At 71.9% G+C, this 14,598-nt stretch carries 13 protein-coding genes; 11 read left to right on the top strand and 2 right to left on the bottom strand.

The features are described 5' to 3' along the window. The first annotated feature begins 114 nt into the window (after positions 1–114). From QM788_RS11480 to QM788_RS11440, 9 genes are all read left to right on the top strand, one after another. Complete coding sequence (locus QM788_RS11480) at positions 115–1,221, top strand: flagellar basal body P-ring protein FlgI (RefSeq protein WP_415661618.1); 1,107 nt, start codon at positions 115–117, stop codon at positions 1,219–1,221. Beyond that, complete coding sequence (gene flgJ, locus QM788_RS11475; protein WP_415661617.1) at positions 1,221–2,102, top strand: flagellar assembly peptidoglycan hydrolase FlgJ; 882 nt, start codon at positions 1,221–1,223, stop codon at positions 2,100–2,102. Before QM788_RS11480 ends, flgJ begins: the two co-directional genes overlap by 1 nt. Before the next feature lie 14 nt (positions 2,103–2,116). Then, a complete protein-coding gene (gene flgK / locus QM788_RS11470) occupies positions 2,117–4,105 on the top strand; it encodes a flagellar hook-associated protein FlgK (protein WP_415661616.1) in 1,989 nt (662 codons plus the stop codon). 49 nt (positions 4,106–4,154) lie between these two features. Further along, entirely contained in the window at positions 4,155–5,369 is a 1,215-nt protein-coding gene (gene flgL / locus QM788_RS11465) for a flagellar hook-associated protein FlgL (RefSeq protein ID WP_415661615.1), read from the top strand. 112 nt (positions 5,370–5,481) lie between these two features. Then, positions 5,482–6,666: an EAL and HDOD domain-containing protein gene (locus tag QM788_RS11460; protein WP_415661614.1), complete on the top strand. Its 1,185-nt coding sequence runs from the start codon at positions 5,482–5,484 to the stop codon at positions 6,664–6,666. A 4-nt stretch (positions 6,667–6,670) separates the two neighbouring features. Next, positions 6,671–9,148, top strand: a complete 2,478-nt coding sequence (locus QM788_RS11455; RefSeq protein ID WP_415661613.1) for a sensor histidine kinase — start codon at positions 6,671–6,673, stop codon at positions 9,146–9,148. Positions 9,149–9,155: 7 nt separating this feature from the next. Then, positions 9,156–9,746: a response regulator gene (locus QM788_RS11450; protein ID WP_415661612.1), complete on the top strand. Its 591-nt coding sequence runs from the start codon at positions 9,156–9,158 to the stop codon at positions 9,744–9,746. A 103-nt stretch (positions 9,747–9,849) separates the two neighbouring features. Beyond that, positions 9,850–10,014: a hypothetical protein gene (locus QM788_RS11445; RefSeq protein ID WP_415661611.1), complete on the top strand. Its 165-nt coding sequence runs from the start codon at positions 9,850–9,852 to the stop codon at positions 10,012–10,014. Then, positions 10,011–10,634, top strand: a complete 624-nt coding sequence (locus QM788_RS11440; RefSeq protein ID WP_415661610.1) for an ORF6N domain-containing protein — start codon at positions 10,011–10,013, stop codon at positions 10,632–10,634. Before QM788_RS11445 ends, QM788_RS11440 begins: the two co-directional genes overlap by 4 nt. Before the next feature lie 121 nt (positions 10,635–10,755). Here QM788_RS11440 and QM788_RS11435 read toward each other — a convergent pair whose 3' ends face one another. Together QM788_RS11435 and QM788_RS11430 are read right to left on the bottom strand one after the other, a co-directional pair. Then, positions 10,756–11,208, bottom strand: coding sequence for a DUF4265 domain-containing protein (locus QM788_RS11435; RefSeq protein ID WP_415661609.1), 453 nt, complete (start codon positions 11,206–11,208; stop codon positions 10,756–10,758). After that, positions 11,201–11,542 carry a hypothetical protein gene (locus QM788_RS11430; RefSeq protein ID WP_415661608.1) on the bottom strand — a complete coding sequence of 114 codons (342 nt, stop codon included), beginning with the start codon at positions 11,540–11,542 and terminating at the stop codon, positions 11,201–11,203. Before QM788_RS11430 ends, QM788_RS11435 begins: the two co-directional genes overlap by 8 nt. A gap of 666 nt (positions 11,543–12,208) precedes the next feature. Here QM788_RS11430 and istA point away from each other — a divergent pair. Both istA and istB read left to right on the top strand, forming a co-directional pair. Further along, the gene (gene istA / locus QM788_RS11425) at positions 12,209–13,747 is read left to right on the top strand and encodes an IS21 family transposase (RefSeq protein ID WP_415660291.1); all 1,539 of its coding nucleotides are present in this window, start codon (positions 12,209–12,211) and stop codon (positions 13,745–13,747) included. An 18-nt stretch (positions 13,748–13,765) separates the two neighbouring features. After that, the gene (gene istB / locus QM788_RS11420) at positions 13,766–14,554 is read left to right on the top strand and encodes an IS21-like element helper ATPase IstB (protein ID WP_415659531.1); all 789 of its coding nucleotides are present in this window, start codon (positions 13,766–13,768) and stop codon (positions 14,552–14,554) included. Positions 14,555–14,598 lie beyond the last annotated feature (44 nt).

Below are 14,598 nucleotides of genomic sequence, written 5' to 3'. Positions count from 1 at the left end.
CCATTTTCAGAAGCACCGACGCTCCGCCGGGCGGCCGTCCTTGCCCCGAATAGCGGCCGCGGCCGCCGCCTTTTCGGCGGCTTCGCGGGCTCAAGCCTCCGCAGAATCGGTCGAGTGAAGTCCCTGCCTGCCCTCCTCCTCTGCCTGGCCGTCGTGCTGGCGCCGCTCGCGCCGGCCCGGGCCGCCCGCATCAAGGAAGTCGCCGCCGTCGCGGGCGTGCGCTCCAACCCGCTGACCGGCTACGGCCTGGTCGTGGGCCTGGACGGCACCGGCGACCAGACCACGCAGGCGCCGTTCACCGGCCAGAGCCTGACGGCGATGCTGCAGCAGTTCGGCGTCATCCTGCCCCCGGGCGTGACCATGCAGCCGCGCAACATCGCCGCCGTCATGGTGACGGCCTCGCTGCCGCCGTTCGCGCAGCCCGGCCAGCCGCTGGACATCAATGTCTCCTCCATCGGCAACGCCAAGAGCCTGCGCGGCGGCACGCTGATCGCCACGCCGCTGCGCGGCACCGACGGGCAGATCTACGCCCTCGCCCAGGGCAACCTGGTGGTGGGCGGCGCGGGCGCGGCGGCCGGCGGCTCCAAGGTGCAGATCAACCACCTCAGCGCCGGCCGCATCCCCGCCGGGGCCCTGGTGGAGCGCGCCGTGCCCACGCCGCTGGCGGCGGGCGAGTTCCTCCAGTTCGACCTGAACAGCAGCGACTTCGCCACCGCCCGCGCCGTCGCGCAGGCCATCAACAAGGCCAAGGGCGCCGGCATCGCGCAAGCGCTGGACGGCCGCGTCGTGCGCGTGAAGGCGCCGGCCACGCCGGACGAGCGCGTCGCCTTCCTGGCCGACGTCGAGAACCTGGCGCTGGACCTGGCCGCGCCGGCCGCGCGCGTGGTCATCAACGCGCGCACCGGCTCCATCGTCATGAACCAGGCGGTCACGCTGTCGGCCTGCGCCGTGGCGCACGGCAGCCTGTCGGTCACCATCAGCGCCACACCGGTGATCAGCCAGCCCAACGCGCTGTCCAACGGCCAGACCGTGGTGGCCGAGAAGGCCGACATCGCCATCCGCCAGGAGCCCGGCAGCCTGATCCAGATGGCCGCGGGCGCGCGGCTGGCGGACGTCGTGAAGGCGCTGAACTCGCTGGGCGCCACGCCCCAGGACCTGCTCGCCATCCTGCAGGCGATGAAGAGCGCGGGCGCGCTGAACGCCGAGCTGGAGGTGATCTGATGGCCAGCTTCCAGTCGATCGCCGGCCAGGGCCTGGGCAGCAGCGGCCTCGACGGGCTGAACGGCCTGAAGGCCGCCGCCGCACGCGACCCCAAGGCCAGCATCCGCGAGACCGCCCGGCAGTTCGAGGCGCTCTTCATGCAGGAGGTGATGAAGAGCATGCGCGCGTCCACGCTGTCCAGCGGCATGCTGGACAACAGCGCCACCCAGCTCGGCACCGAGATGCTGGACACGCAGTTCGCCGGCAAGATGAGCGGCCTGCCGGGCGGCCTGTCCGAGGCCATCCAGAAGCAGCTGGCGCGCCAGATGGGCGCGCAGGACCTGACGCCCGAGAACGTCAGGAAGGCCAGCCAGACCACGCTGGCGCAGGCGCTGCCGGCGCTGGCCACCAAGGGCATCCCGAGCCACGTGCAGGGCTTCATCCAGCAGCACGACGCGGCGGCCAAGGCGGCGTCGGCGGCGTCGGGCATCCCGGCCAGCTTCATGGTCGCGCAGGCCGCGCACGAGAGCGGCTGGGGCCGGCGCGAGATCGTCGGCGCCGACGGCAGCAAGAGCCACAACGTGTTCGGCATCAAGGCCACGCCGGGCTGGACGGGCAAAACCGTGGACGTGCGCACCACCGAGGTCATCAACGGCCAGGCCGTCAAGGTGACGGCCAAGTTCCGCGCCTACGGCAGCTACGACGAGGCCTTCCGGGACTACGCCCGCCTGATCAGCGGCAACGCCCGCTACGCCAAGGTCGTGGCCCAGGCCCAGGACGGCAACGCCGCCGGCTTCGCGCGCGGCCTGCAGCAGGCCGGCTACGCCACCGACCCGGCCTACGCCACCAAGCTGGCCGCCGTCATCGCCACCACCCAGCGCGTGCAGCGCACGCTGGCCTGAAGGAGCGCCGCGCCATGCCCAGCCTGCTCACCCTCGGCGCCCGCGCGATGTTCGCCAACCAGGCGGCGCTGCAGACCGTCGGCAACAACATCGCCAACGCCAACACGCCGGGCTACTCGCGCCAGGCGGTGGTGCTCACCACGTCGCCCGGCCAGTACACCGGCGCGGGCTTCTTCGGCCGCGGCGTGGACGTGCAGACCGTCGAGCGCGCGCACGACCAGTTCCTCACCCGCCAGGCCGCCACCACCAAGTCCACCGCCGCCGGCGACGCCACCCGCGCCGAACTGCTGACCCGGCTGGGCAAGGTGATGCCGCTGGGCAGCGAGGGCCTGGGCTACGCCGCCAGCCAGTTCCTCAACGCCATGCAGGACGTGGCCAGCCGCCCCGCCGACCCGTCGGCGCGCCAGGTGGTGCTCAGCCGCGCCAACGACCTCGCCGCGCGCTTCCGCGACGCCGGCGGCCAGGTCGAGGCCATGCAGTCCGGCATCACCGGCGACCTGCGCAACGGCGTGCAGCGCGTCAACGACCTGGCCGCGCAGATCGCCGGCATCAACGACCAGGTGGCCGCCAACCGCGGCAGCGGCCACGCGCCCAACGACCTGCTCGACCAGCGCGACCAGCTCATCTCCCAGCTCAGCGAGTTCGTCTCCGTCACCACCGTGCCCGCGGACGACGGCAGCCTGGGCGTCTTCATCGGCGGCGGCCAGCGCCTGGTGCTGGGCAACACGGCCACCACGCTGCAGGTCACCAGCGACCCCTACGACCCCACGCGCGCCGCGCTGACCATGCGCGAGGGCGACCTGCGGCGGCCGATGGACGAGTCCATCCTGACCGGCGGCACCCTCGCCGCGCTGCTGGGCGTGCAGAACCGCGACCTGGTGGACGCGCGCAACATGCTGGGCCAGCTCGCCGCCGCCATCGGCACCCTGGTCAACGAGCAGAACGCGCTCGGGCTGGACCTCTCCAGCCCGCCAGGCCTGGGCGGCGACATCTTCAAGGTGGCGCAGCCGCGCGTGCTGCCGGCCACCGCCAACCCCAGCGCCGCGCTGCCGCAGGTCGCCATCGCCGACGCCAGCCAGCTGCAGGCCAGCAGCTACCTGCTCAAGGTCACCGCCGCCGGCTACGAGATCACGCAGCTGCCCGACGGCCAGCCCCTGCCCTTCGCCGACGGCGACGTGGTGGACGGCATGCGCATCAGCTTCCCCGGCAGCCCCGCGCCGCAGGACGGCGACAGCTTCATCGTCGAGCCCGTCGGCGCCGCCGCCAACGGCATGAAGGTGCTGCTCGAATCCCCCAACGGCATCGCCGCCGCCTCGCCGATGACGGCCACCACCGGCGTCGCCAACACCGGCACGCTGGAGGTGCAGCGCGTCTACGCCGTCAACGGCAACTTCGCCGCCGGCACCGCCGCGCAGCTGCCGCTGACCCTGACCTTCGGCGCCGCCAACGCGGACGGCAGCGTCAACTACAGCCTGTCCAACGGCGGCAGCGGCGTCTGGCGCGCCAGCCAGCCGATCGGCAACGACCTGCCGCCGGGCACCGACCTCGGCTTCCAGCTCCACACCAGCGGCGTGCCGCGCCCCGGCGACACCGTCACGCTCGACCCCACCACCTACACCGACACCAACAACGGCAACGCCAAGGCCTTCCTGGACCTGCAGACCCGTGCCTTCATCGGCCGCCAGCAGCAGCGCAACACCGACGGCTCGCTGAAGGTGGACGGCGCCGGCAACCCGGTGATGAAGCCCGGCGCCACCGTCACCGACGCCTACGCCGCCCACCTCAGCGACATCGGCGCGCGCACCCAGAGCGCCAGCTACCTCAGCAGCATCTCGGCCGGCGTGGCCGACGAGGCCGAGCAGGCCCGCTCCAGCATCGCTGGCGTCAACCTCGACGAGGAGGCCGCGCGGCTGATGCAGTTCCAGCAGGGCTACCAGGCCGCCGCCCGCGTGCTGCAGACCGCCCAGTCGCTGTTCGACGAGCTGCTGCACCTGGCCGGATGAAGCCCCCTCGCCCGGCCCGCGTCCGGCGCCATGACCCGAGGACGTCCCCATGAGAGTCTCCACCGCCAACCTCTACGAAGCCTCCATCAGCAACCTGCAGCGCCGCCAGACCGCGCTGCAGACCCACCAGCAGCAGCTCACCTCGGGCAAGCGCGTGCTCAACGCCAGCGACGACCCCACCGGCGCGGCGCGCGCCGAGCGCGCGCTGGCCACCATCGGCCGCGTCGACGCCAACCAGCGCTCGCTGGAGGCCAGCCGCAACAGCATGGCGCTGGCCGAGTCCGCGCTCGGCGATGCCGGCGAGCTGCTGCAGCAGGCCCGCGAGACCATGGTGGCCGCCGGCAACGCCAGCTACACCGACGCCGAGCGCACCGCCCTCGCGCAGAAGCTCCAGGGCCTGCGCGGCCAGCTGCTGGCCATCGCCAACCGCACCGACGGCGCGGGCGGCTACGTGTTCGGCGGCCAGGGCTCGGCCAACCCGCCCTTCCTGGACCGCAGCACCGGCGTCGCCTACGTCGGCGTGCCCGGCCAGCTCCAGAGCGGCAACCTGGAGGACTTCCCGCTCACCATGGACGGCCGCGACGCCTGGGAAAGCGCGGCCAGCGGCAACGGCTTCTTCGTCACCGGCGCCGCCGGCAACAGCCTCGTGCCCGGCCAGGCCGCCAAGGGCTGGATCGACAGCGGCTCCGTCACCGATCCGTCCCGGCTCACCGGCCTGGCCTACGGCATCGCCATCGGCGGCAGCGCGCCGTCGCAGACCTACACCATCAGCCCGCCGCCCAGCGACGGCTCGCCCGCCACCGGCAGCTTCACGCCCGGCAAGGCGCTGCAGTTCGACGGCATGAGCATGACCATCTCCGGCGCCCCGGCGGACGGCGACAACTTCTCCATCGCCCCGTCCACCCGCTCGCTGAAGACCTTCGACGTGCTGGACCGCGCCATCGGCGACCTGCTCGCGCCCAACCGCGGCAGCGCCCAGATCACGCAGGACAACAACGACGCGCTGCGCGACCTCGACGCCGTCATGGGCGCGATGAAGAACGCGCGCAGCCAGGCCGGCGAGGCGCTGAACCAGCTCGACGGCAGCGAGACCCGCATGTCCGCCCTCAAGCTCTACTCCCAGCAGGAGCAGAGCGCCGCCACCGACCTGGACATGACCCAGGCCATCTCCGAATTCAGCAACCAGCAGGCCGGCTACGACGCCGCGCTGAAGACCTACGCGATGGTGCAGCGCATGTCGCTGTTCCAGTACCTCTCCGGCTGATCCGCGGCCGGCGGCGCGACGCGGCGCGGGCCGGCGTGAAGCCGTCACGATTTGACGCCCGGGCGGCCGGGCGGGCATGGCAGACTGCCGCCTCCACCGCCCGCCCCGTTCCATGTCCGACCCCACCCCCGCCGCCCTCGGCCGCGCCCTGCTCCCCGGCGTCGCGCTCGGCTACGCCCCGGTCATCGACCGCCAGCGCGCCGTCGCCGCGACGCGGCTCACGCTGGTGCCGCTGCGCGCCGACGCCCTGCCCGACCACGCCGAGCTGCTCGCCGCGCTGGCCGCCACCTTCCCCGACGGCGGCGCCGTCCTCAGCCCGCAGGGCGAGGCGCTGCTGGCCGCCGTGCTCGCGCAGCCGCCGGCCCAGCCCGCCACCCTGGAGGTGCCCGCCTTCATCGCCGCCGACCCCGCCCACGCCGCCGCGCTCGCCGCGCTGCAGGGCGCCGGCCACCGCGGCCTGCTCAAGGGCCTGCCCGGCGCGCCGCTGCCCGCCGAGGTCGCCGCCGTCTTCGGCCAGGTCATCGTGGAGCCCGGCCAGGCCGCGCCGGCCGGCAGTGCGCCGGTGTGCGCCGGGCTGCTCGGCGCTGACGCCATCGAGGCCGCCTTCCAGGCCGGCGCCACCGCCGTCATCGGCTGGCCCATGGACGGCCCCTACGAACCCGCGCCCGGCGGCGCGCGCGCCGAGATCGCCGCCGACCTGCAGGTCATCGTCGAGCTGATGGCCCGCGTGGACGAGGGCGAGGACGTCGAGCGCCTGGAGCAGACCCTCAAGCGCGACCCCAGCCTGGCCTTCAAGCTGCTGCGCTACATGAACTCCGCCGCCTTCGGCCTGCCGGTCGAGGTGTCCAGCTTCCGCCACGCCATCATGCTGCTGGGCTACGGGCGCCTGAAGCGCTGGCTGGCGCTGCTGCTGACCACCGCCAGCAGCGACCACAGCATGCGCCCCATCATGTACGGCGCGCTGCGCCGCGGCCTGCTGATGGAAGAACTCGCCGCCGGCATGGGCGAGCGCGAGCTGCGCGACGAGATGTTCATCTGCGGCCTGTTCTCGCTGCTGGACCACATGCTCAAGGCCCCGTTCGACCGGCTGCTGCAGAGCATCCCCGTGCCCGAGCGGGTGCGCCAGGTGCTGGTGGACGGCGCCGGCCCCTACCAGCCCTACCTGGCGCTGGTGCGCGCCATCGAGGCCGGCAACGTGTTCGACTACCGCGAGCGCGCCGACGCGCTGCTGCTCGGTGCCGGCGAGGTCAACGCCTGCGTGCTGCGGGCGCTGCACAAGGCCGCCCAGCTCGAATGAACTGATGTTCGGCTCGACCGCCTCTCCGGCCGCGCTGCTGGACCTGCTCGGCGACCCGGTGCTGACGCTGCGGCCCGACCTCACCGCGCTGCGCGCCAACCCGGCCGCGCGCGACTGGCTGGGCGCCGACGCCGCCGAGGGCTGGCGGCTGCTGCGCCAGGCCGCCGGCAGCCGGCTGGACACCTGGCTGCGCCAGGCCGGCCACGCCATCGACACCCACCGCCCGCCGCCGCCCGCGCCGCCGCTGAAGCTCGCCGACGGCCGGCGCGCCACGCTGCACCTGCTGCGCGAACGCCCGGGCTGGCTGCTGCACGCGCGCCTGAGCCCGGCCGCCGAGACGGCCGACGCGGCCGGGCCCGACGCACCGCCGCTGCACGAATGGCTGGCGCTGTCGCCGCTGCCCGCGCTGCTGGCCGACGCCGCCGACGGCACGCTGCTGTGCCGCAACGCCGCGTTCGACGCGCTGTGCGCCGCGCCGCCGCGCCGCCTCGCCGACCTGCCCGAGCGGCTGCAGGCACTGCTCGGCTGGCAGCAGGGCGCGCCCCTGCCCGCGCTCGCCGCCCAGCAGCCGCAGGACGCCCCCCTCGTCACCGAGGCCGAGTTCGCCGGCCCGCAGGGCCGCCCCCGCTGGCTGCAGGCGCGGCTGCGCCTGTGGCGCCAGCCCGGCGGCACGCGGCTGCTGGCGGTGCTCGACGACCAGACCGCGCCGCACGAGCGCGACCTCGCCCACCAGCAGCTCGACGCGCTGATGGACACCGCCGCCATCGGCCTGGCCACCTTCCAGCCCGAGGCCGGCTGGCAGACCGCGCACCGCCGCGGCTCGCCGTTCAAGGCCGGCAGCCGGCAGCCCGTGGGCTCGCTGCAGGGCATCAACCGCGACATCGTCGAGCCCGCCTCCGTCCCCGAGTTCGAGCGCCTGCAGCGCGCGCTCAAGACCGGCGACGCCGCCGAGGTGCGCTACGCCGTGCGCCACCCCGAGCTGGGCCGCCGCTGGCTGCTCACGCGCGTGGCGCCGGGCGTGCTGGCCGGCGGGCAGCGCTCGACCTCGGTCGTCACGCTGGACGTGACCGCCCAGGCCCAGGCCGAGAACGCGCTGCAGCTGCGCGCCGAGAGCGAGCGCACGGTGCTGGACTCGGTGCTGGTCGGCATCGTCACCGTCGGGCCGCACGGCATCGAGTGGATGAACCGCTCGGCCCGCCGCATGTTCGGCTGCGAGCTGGCCGACGTGCAGGGCCGGCCCATGGGCGTGCTGGCGCCGGACGACGCCGGCCACCCCTTCCATGCCGCGCCCGGCGCCGACGTGTTCGAGTGCCGGCTGCGCGGCCGCGACGGGCGCGAGTTCTGGGTCATCGGCAACGCGGTGCAGACGCCGCGCGAGGACGGCGCCGGCCCCGCCAGCTGGCAGCTCACCTACGCGCTGCTGGACATCGACCGCCGCCGCCAGGCCGAGGCGCAACGCCGCGTCGCGCAGGCCTCGCTGGCCCGCATCATCGAGGCCGCGCCGCTGGCGATCAGCCTGCACGACGCGGCGACGCTGAACATCGAACGGCTCAACCAGGCCGCCGTCGCGCTGGCCGGCCGCCCCGAGGCGGCGCTGCTGGGCCACGGCCCGGCCGCGCTGTTCGGCGACGCGCAGGCCGAGCGCGCGCGCGCCGACATGCGCGAGGCGCGCGAGTCGCTGGCCGTGGTGCAGCGCGAATACCACCTGGGCGGCGCGGACGCCGGCACCCGCATCTGGGACGCCCGCTTCCTGCACCTGGCCGGCGGCGGCGGCACGCCCGAGCAGGTGCTGGTGGTGGCCAGCGACGTGACCGAGCAGCGCGCCGCCGAGGAGGCGCGGCTGCAGGCCGCCATCGCGCAGCGCGAGCTGCTGGTGCGCGAGGTGCACCACCGCATCAAGAACAACCTGCAGGGCGTCGCCGGCCTGCTGCAGCAGATCGCCGCGCGCCGCCCCGAGGTGGCGCCGGTGCTGAAGGACGCCGTGGGCCAGGTGCAGGCCATCGCGCAGGTCTACGGCCTGCAGGTCGGCGCCGCCGGGCCGCTGCAGCTCAAGCGCGTGTTCGACGCCATCGTCGGCGCGGTGCAGCGCACCCAGGGCCGCGTCATCACGACGGCCGCCGAGGGCGGCGCGCTGATGGACGACTGGTGCCTGCCCGAGGCCGAGGCCATCCCCATCGCGCTCAGCCTGAACCAGCTGCTGGGCAACGCGCTGCGCCACTCCAACGAGGCGCAGGTGCGCTGCCAGCTCATCTGCGACGCGGCCGGCGTCGTCGTCGAGATCGTCAACCCCGGCCGGCTGCCGGACGGCTTCGTGCTGCAGAGCGTGAAGAGCGGCGTGTCGGGCCTGGGCCTGGTGCGCGCGCTGCTGCCGCGGCGCAGCGCCATCCTCAGCCTGGAGCAGCAGGGCGGCGACGTCGTCTGCCGGCTGGAGCTGCTGCCGCCCAGCGTGGTTCACAATCCGCCCACGAAACCGAGTTCCTGAGGGGCACGTGAGCAAGGGCAAGATCCTGGTGGTCGACGATGACCGGTTGGTGCTGGCGACGCTGAGCTACGGGCTGACGCAGGCCGGCTTCGAGGTCATCGACGCCGACAACGGCGACGACGCCATCCTGCTCGCCCGCGAGCACCGGCCCGAGCTGGCGCTGCTGGACATCCGCATGGAAGGCCTGACCGGCTTCGACGTCGCCGCCTACCTGCGCGAATACCTGCAGACGCCGTTCATGTTCCTGTCCGCCTTCGCCGACGAGGCGACGGTCGCCAAGGTCAAGGAGCTGGGCGCGGTGGCCTACCTGGTCAAGCCGCTGGACATCTCGCAGATCGTGCCAGCCGTGGAGGCCGCATTCGCGCGCGCCACCCCGCCGGCCGCAATGCCCGCGCCGCCGCCGGCCGGCCCGGCCGCCGCCCCGCTGGACCCGACCGCGCTGGCCGTCGGCGTGCTGATGCACCGCTTCTCGCTGCCGCGCGACGAGGCGCTGGCGCGGCTGTCGGCCCTGGCCGCCGCCGACGGCCACGGCCTGCCCGAACAGGCGCGGCGCATCGTCGACGCGGTGGAGCTGCTGGCCCGGCCGGGGCGGAACTGACCTGCCAAAGCCTGCGGGTCGAGCACCGTGCCTCGCCCAAGTTAGCCAGGCCTTCCTGCTGATCCGTGATGCCCGTGACGTTGCCGTTGGCGTCGTAGCCGTATTGGTCCTGCATGACCCCGGCGTCCCGGTTCACCAGCGGCAGGCCGCGCGTGTTCTGCGTCAGGCTGTGCGCGATGCCTTTGGCGAGTTGGTAGCCAGCCACCGCGCCGTTGGGATCGTCGCCCGCATGATCAAGACCGTGCTGGCCGAGGCGGGCGCGCGGTGACGGCGCTGCAACCCCTGGCACCCGAGGCCATCACGCTGCGCATCGCCACCGTGCGCGGGCAGCGGGTCATCGTGGACGCCGACCTGGCCGCGCTCTACGGCGTGCAGACCAAGCGCTTCAACGAGGCCGTCAAGCGCAACCTGGCCAAGTTCCCGGCCGACTTCATGTTCACGCTCACGGCCGAAGAGTTCGGGGCTTTGAGGTCGCAATTTGCGACCTCAAACGACCAGGCCCCCACCTCGCCCGGCCGCGGCGGCCGGCGCTATGCGCCGCGCGTTTTCACCGAGCATGGCGCGCTGATGGCCGCCACCATCCTCAACAGCCCGCGCGCGGTGGAGGTGTCGATCTACGTCGTGCGCGCCTTCGTGCGCCTGCGCGAACTCGCCACCTCGCACGGCGAGCTGGCCAAGCGGCTCGACGAACTCGAAGCCAAGACCGAGGCGCTGGCGATCAACCACGATACCTTCAGCCGCAACACCCGCGCGCAACTCAAGCAGGTCTTCGAGGCGCTGCGCCAGCTCATGGCGCCGCCCGATCCGCCCAAGCGGTCTATCGGGTTCATCGAGCCTGAGGACAAGAGCGCAAGCAAGAATGCCTCGCGGGCTCGCGCCAAGGGTTGACGACCAGGGCGCCTACACGACGCTGCACGAGTGCGTCACCTGGCAACTTGAACAGGTTGTCGCGGCGCGGAGACACCTGTTCGAGGGGACGCTTGTCGGTTGGCGTGGCAGCCTGGCCCTTTCATTCAGGGTGACGCATCGAAGGGAATGCTGTGGCAACAGCAGCGTCATCCAGCCTCGCCAAGACTGCATCAACTTCGCCGATGCCAACTGTCGGCGGCACATCAATCGCGTAGCAACCAGCTGCATCAAGCCCCACCGAGTTGCAGCCCAACTCGCGCAACTTGGCCAACACCTCTTCAATCTGGTTCGGCTGCTTCAACCTCAGCAGCCAGACCGTCGTGTGATCCGACCTACTGACATGCCGCCATGACTCGACCTCACTTTTGCCGTCGATCTTCGCCTCGATCACATCGCCTACCGACAAGTCTTTGACGAACAGAGGCGCAGCCAACGTCTCGTAGCCAGACACCACCTTGCGGAAGGGCAAGGACTCCAGCGCCACGGGCGGCCAGTCGTCCTCTACGTCCAATCGGAACTTGAGAGACACCGTTCCAGAAGCAGCGTCATTCATGGAGGTGCCTCTCCTTATGGCAGTCGGGGCAAACGACCACCGGAGTGCTGTGCTGCCCGCCTCCGTCTTTGATCGCGGGATCGTGGTGGACCTGAGCTTGATTGCTGGGCGTTGGCACGCCCTTCTCACTCTTGATGCTCTCGACCGCTTTACCGCAGTCGGTGCACTTCATTTGGCCACCGTTGGCGGCAGCATTTTCAGCTTTGGCTGCCGCCTTCTGGCCTTTGGTGAAGTCGCCAACCCGCTTGCCTGATGCGGTCTTCTCTACCCCCTTGGCAGCAACGGAGAACCCCACCGCACCCTGTCGTACTTTTGCAGTGAAGTCCCTGTGCATTCAAGGACTTGCAGCCGCTCAGGCCCGACATCCCCGCCAGTGTAATTGCTGAGACCCCCTGATGCGGGTTTTGGCCGATACGCGCACGAACAGGGGCGCCTGCGGCGCCCCTGTTTCTTCCTGTCTTTAGCCGCTAAAGAATGGTGGCAGGCCTGGGCGGTGATCGCGTCAAGGCTGCGCGTCAGCGCACCAGGCCATGGCCTGGCTTGGCCTTGACGTGCTCCAACAACATATGCTGTCGGTTGCGGGGCATGACGACTCTGGCGGCTTGCCCCGCATCCAGACCATGCGGCGATGGCCACGCGCTCGGTGGGGCAAGTGAGACGGGGCGGCCATGCCGCCCCTGCCGCGATCAACGCGGCGAGATACCGGCCTGCGCCAATGCCCGGCGCACCTGCTCGCTGGCCTGGATCATCTGGTAAGCCTGCTCGTCATCTTCGTGTCACCGACCGCCGTATAGGAGCCAGTGCGTGATCGGCATGTAGGAGCCAGCGGCTGACCGGCATATTGGAGCCAGCGCGTGATCGGCGTCATGGAGCCAGTGCCGGATCGGCATATAGGAGCCAGTCGGCACTGGGTTGACGGGTGTCTCGAACACCGCGACGCCATCTCTACCCTTCGGGCCATTTGCCCGGAGGGCCAGGGATGGCGCGCAGGAGATTCGAGATGCATCACTATCGACAGGCCCTGCTGCGCATGCGGCAAGGCGACTCCGACCGCGACATCGCTGCGGCCCGCGTCATGGGCCGGCCCAAGGCGGCGCAGTGGCGCAGCTTGGCCACCGAGCGCGGTTGGCTGGACACCGCCCAGCCCCTGCCCGACGATGAGACCATCGCCGCGGCATTAGGCTGCCCGCGCAAGGCCAGCAGCACCATCTCCACGCTGGAGCCACATCGCGGCGCCATCGCGTCCTGGCTCGAGCAAGGCGTCTCGGGCACCGCCATCCACGGCGCACTCAAGCGCCAGCACGGCTTCACCGGCAGCTATTCGGCCGTGCGCCGCCTGGTGGCCGATGTTCGCCGCCAGTTGCCGCCTGAGACCACCTGCCGACTGGACTTCGAGCCCGGCGAGGCTGCCCAAGTGGACTTTGGCGCCGGCCCCACGCTCATCCACCCCGACGGCCAGCCCCGGCGCACCTGGGCCTTCGTGATGACGCTGGCCAGCAGCCGCCACCAGTACGTCGAGTTCGTCTGGGACCAGACCGTGGCCACCTGGCTGGGTTGCCACCGCCGCGCCTTCGAGTGGTTCGCCGGCGTGCCCCAGCGCGTCATCATCGACAACGCCAAGTGCGCCATCACCCGCGCCTGCGCCCAGGACCCCACCGTGCAGCGCGCCTACGCCGAATGTGCCGAAGGCTACGGCTTCAAGATCGACCCCTGCCCACCGCACGATCCGCAGAAGAAGGGCATCGTCGAGTCCGGCGTGAAGTACCTCAAGGGCAACTTCCTGCCGCTGCGCACCTTCCGCGACCTGGCCGACCTCAACGCGCAGGCCCGTGCCTGGGTGCTTGAGGAGGCAGGCAGGCGCTGCCACGGCACCACCCGGCGCACTCCGCTGAGCTTGTTCGCGCTGGAGGCACCGCTGCTGCAGGCGTTGCCCACCCCTGCGCCCGACCTGGGCACCTGGCACCGCGTGAGCGTGCACCGCGACTGCCATGTGCAGTTCGAGCGAGTGCTGTACTCCGCACCGTTCACGCTGGTGGGCAAGACCTTGTGGCTGCGCGCCACCGATGCGGCGGTCGCGCTGTTCGAAGACTACCGCCACGTCGCCACCCATCCGCGAGGACTCAAGCCCGGCCAGCGCGTGAGCGTGCGCGGGCACCTGCCGCCCGAGGCGCAGGCCTTCTTCGGTCGCGACCGGGCGTGGTGCGTCACCCAGGCCGAGCACATCGGCGCATCCTGCGCCGCCTTGATCGAGAACCTGCTCAGCGACCGCGTTCTGGAGCGGCTGCGCGCCGCGCAAGGCGTGCTGGCCCTGCTCAAGCCCTACGGCGCCGCCCGGCTGGAGGCGGCCTGCGCACGGGCCATGGCGCATGGCTCGCCCCACTACCGCACCGTCAAGACCATCCTGGCGAGCGGCGCCGACCAGCGCGCCGACGTGCCTGCGGCCACGCCGGCGCAGTACGGCCGCACCCGCTTCACCCGGCCTGCCACCGAGCTGTTCGCCGACCTCATCGCCCACCCGCAGCAAGAGCTGCTGCACTGACCCCGAAGGAGAAGACCCATGAACCCCGCCCCCGAACTCGCCCCGCAGTTGAAGCAGCTGCGCCTGTCCGGCATCTTTGACTCCCTGGAGGCGCGCAACCGCCAGGCCATCGAGGCCAAGCTGGCCTACACCGACTTCCTGGCCCTGCTCATCAGCGATGAGGTCGCGCGGCGCGAGCAGAAGAAGTTCAGCACGCGGCTGCGCCGCGCGCAGTTCCGCACCACCAAGACACTGGAGCAGTTCGACTTCGAGCGGCTGCCGCAGCTCAACCGCGCGCTCGTGCACGACCTGGCCACTGGACGCTACCTGCAGGAGAAGGCCCCCGTGCTCATCGTGGGGCCCTGCGGCACCGGCAAGAGCCACCTGGCCCAGGCGCTGGGCCACTGCGCGGTGCGCCAGGGCGTGGACGTGGTCTTCACCACCTGCGCCAGCCTGACGCAGAGCCTGAACGCGGCCAGGGCGACCGGCAGCTATGAACGCAAGCTGGCGACCTTGGCCCGTGTGCCGCTGCTCATCATTGACGACTTCGGCCTGAAGCCGCTGCGTGCGCCGGCCGATGAGGACCTGCACGACCTGATCGCCGAGCGCTACGAGCAGGCCGCCACCATCGTGACCAGCAACCTGGACTTCACCGAGTGGGACCAGGCTTTCCCAGCCAACCGGCTGCTGGCCAGCGCCAGCCTCGACCGGCTGCGCCACAACGCCTACTGCCTGGTGCTGGACGGGCAGTCGTACCGCGCGCCCAAACAGATCGCGGCGGCCACCAAACCGGCACCGCAAAAGCCCTCAAAATCCACCCTGGCCTAACCCCTCGGGACCCCCGTTTTACCCACCTGTTGCTGGCTCCAATA

Origin of the sequence: Roseateles sp. (genome assembly GCF_047654785.1) — a bacterium.
Lineage (GTDB): Bacteria > Pseudomonadota > Gammaproteobacteria > Burkholderiales > Burkholderiaceae_C > Pelomonas.
This window is presented reverse-complemented; position numbering and strand designations above follow the sequence as displayed.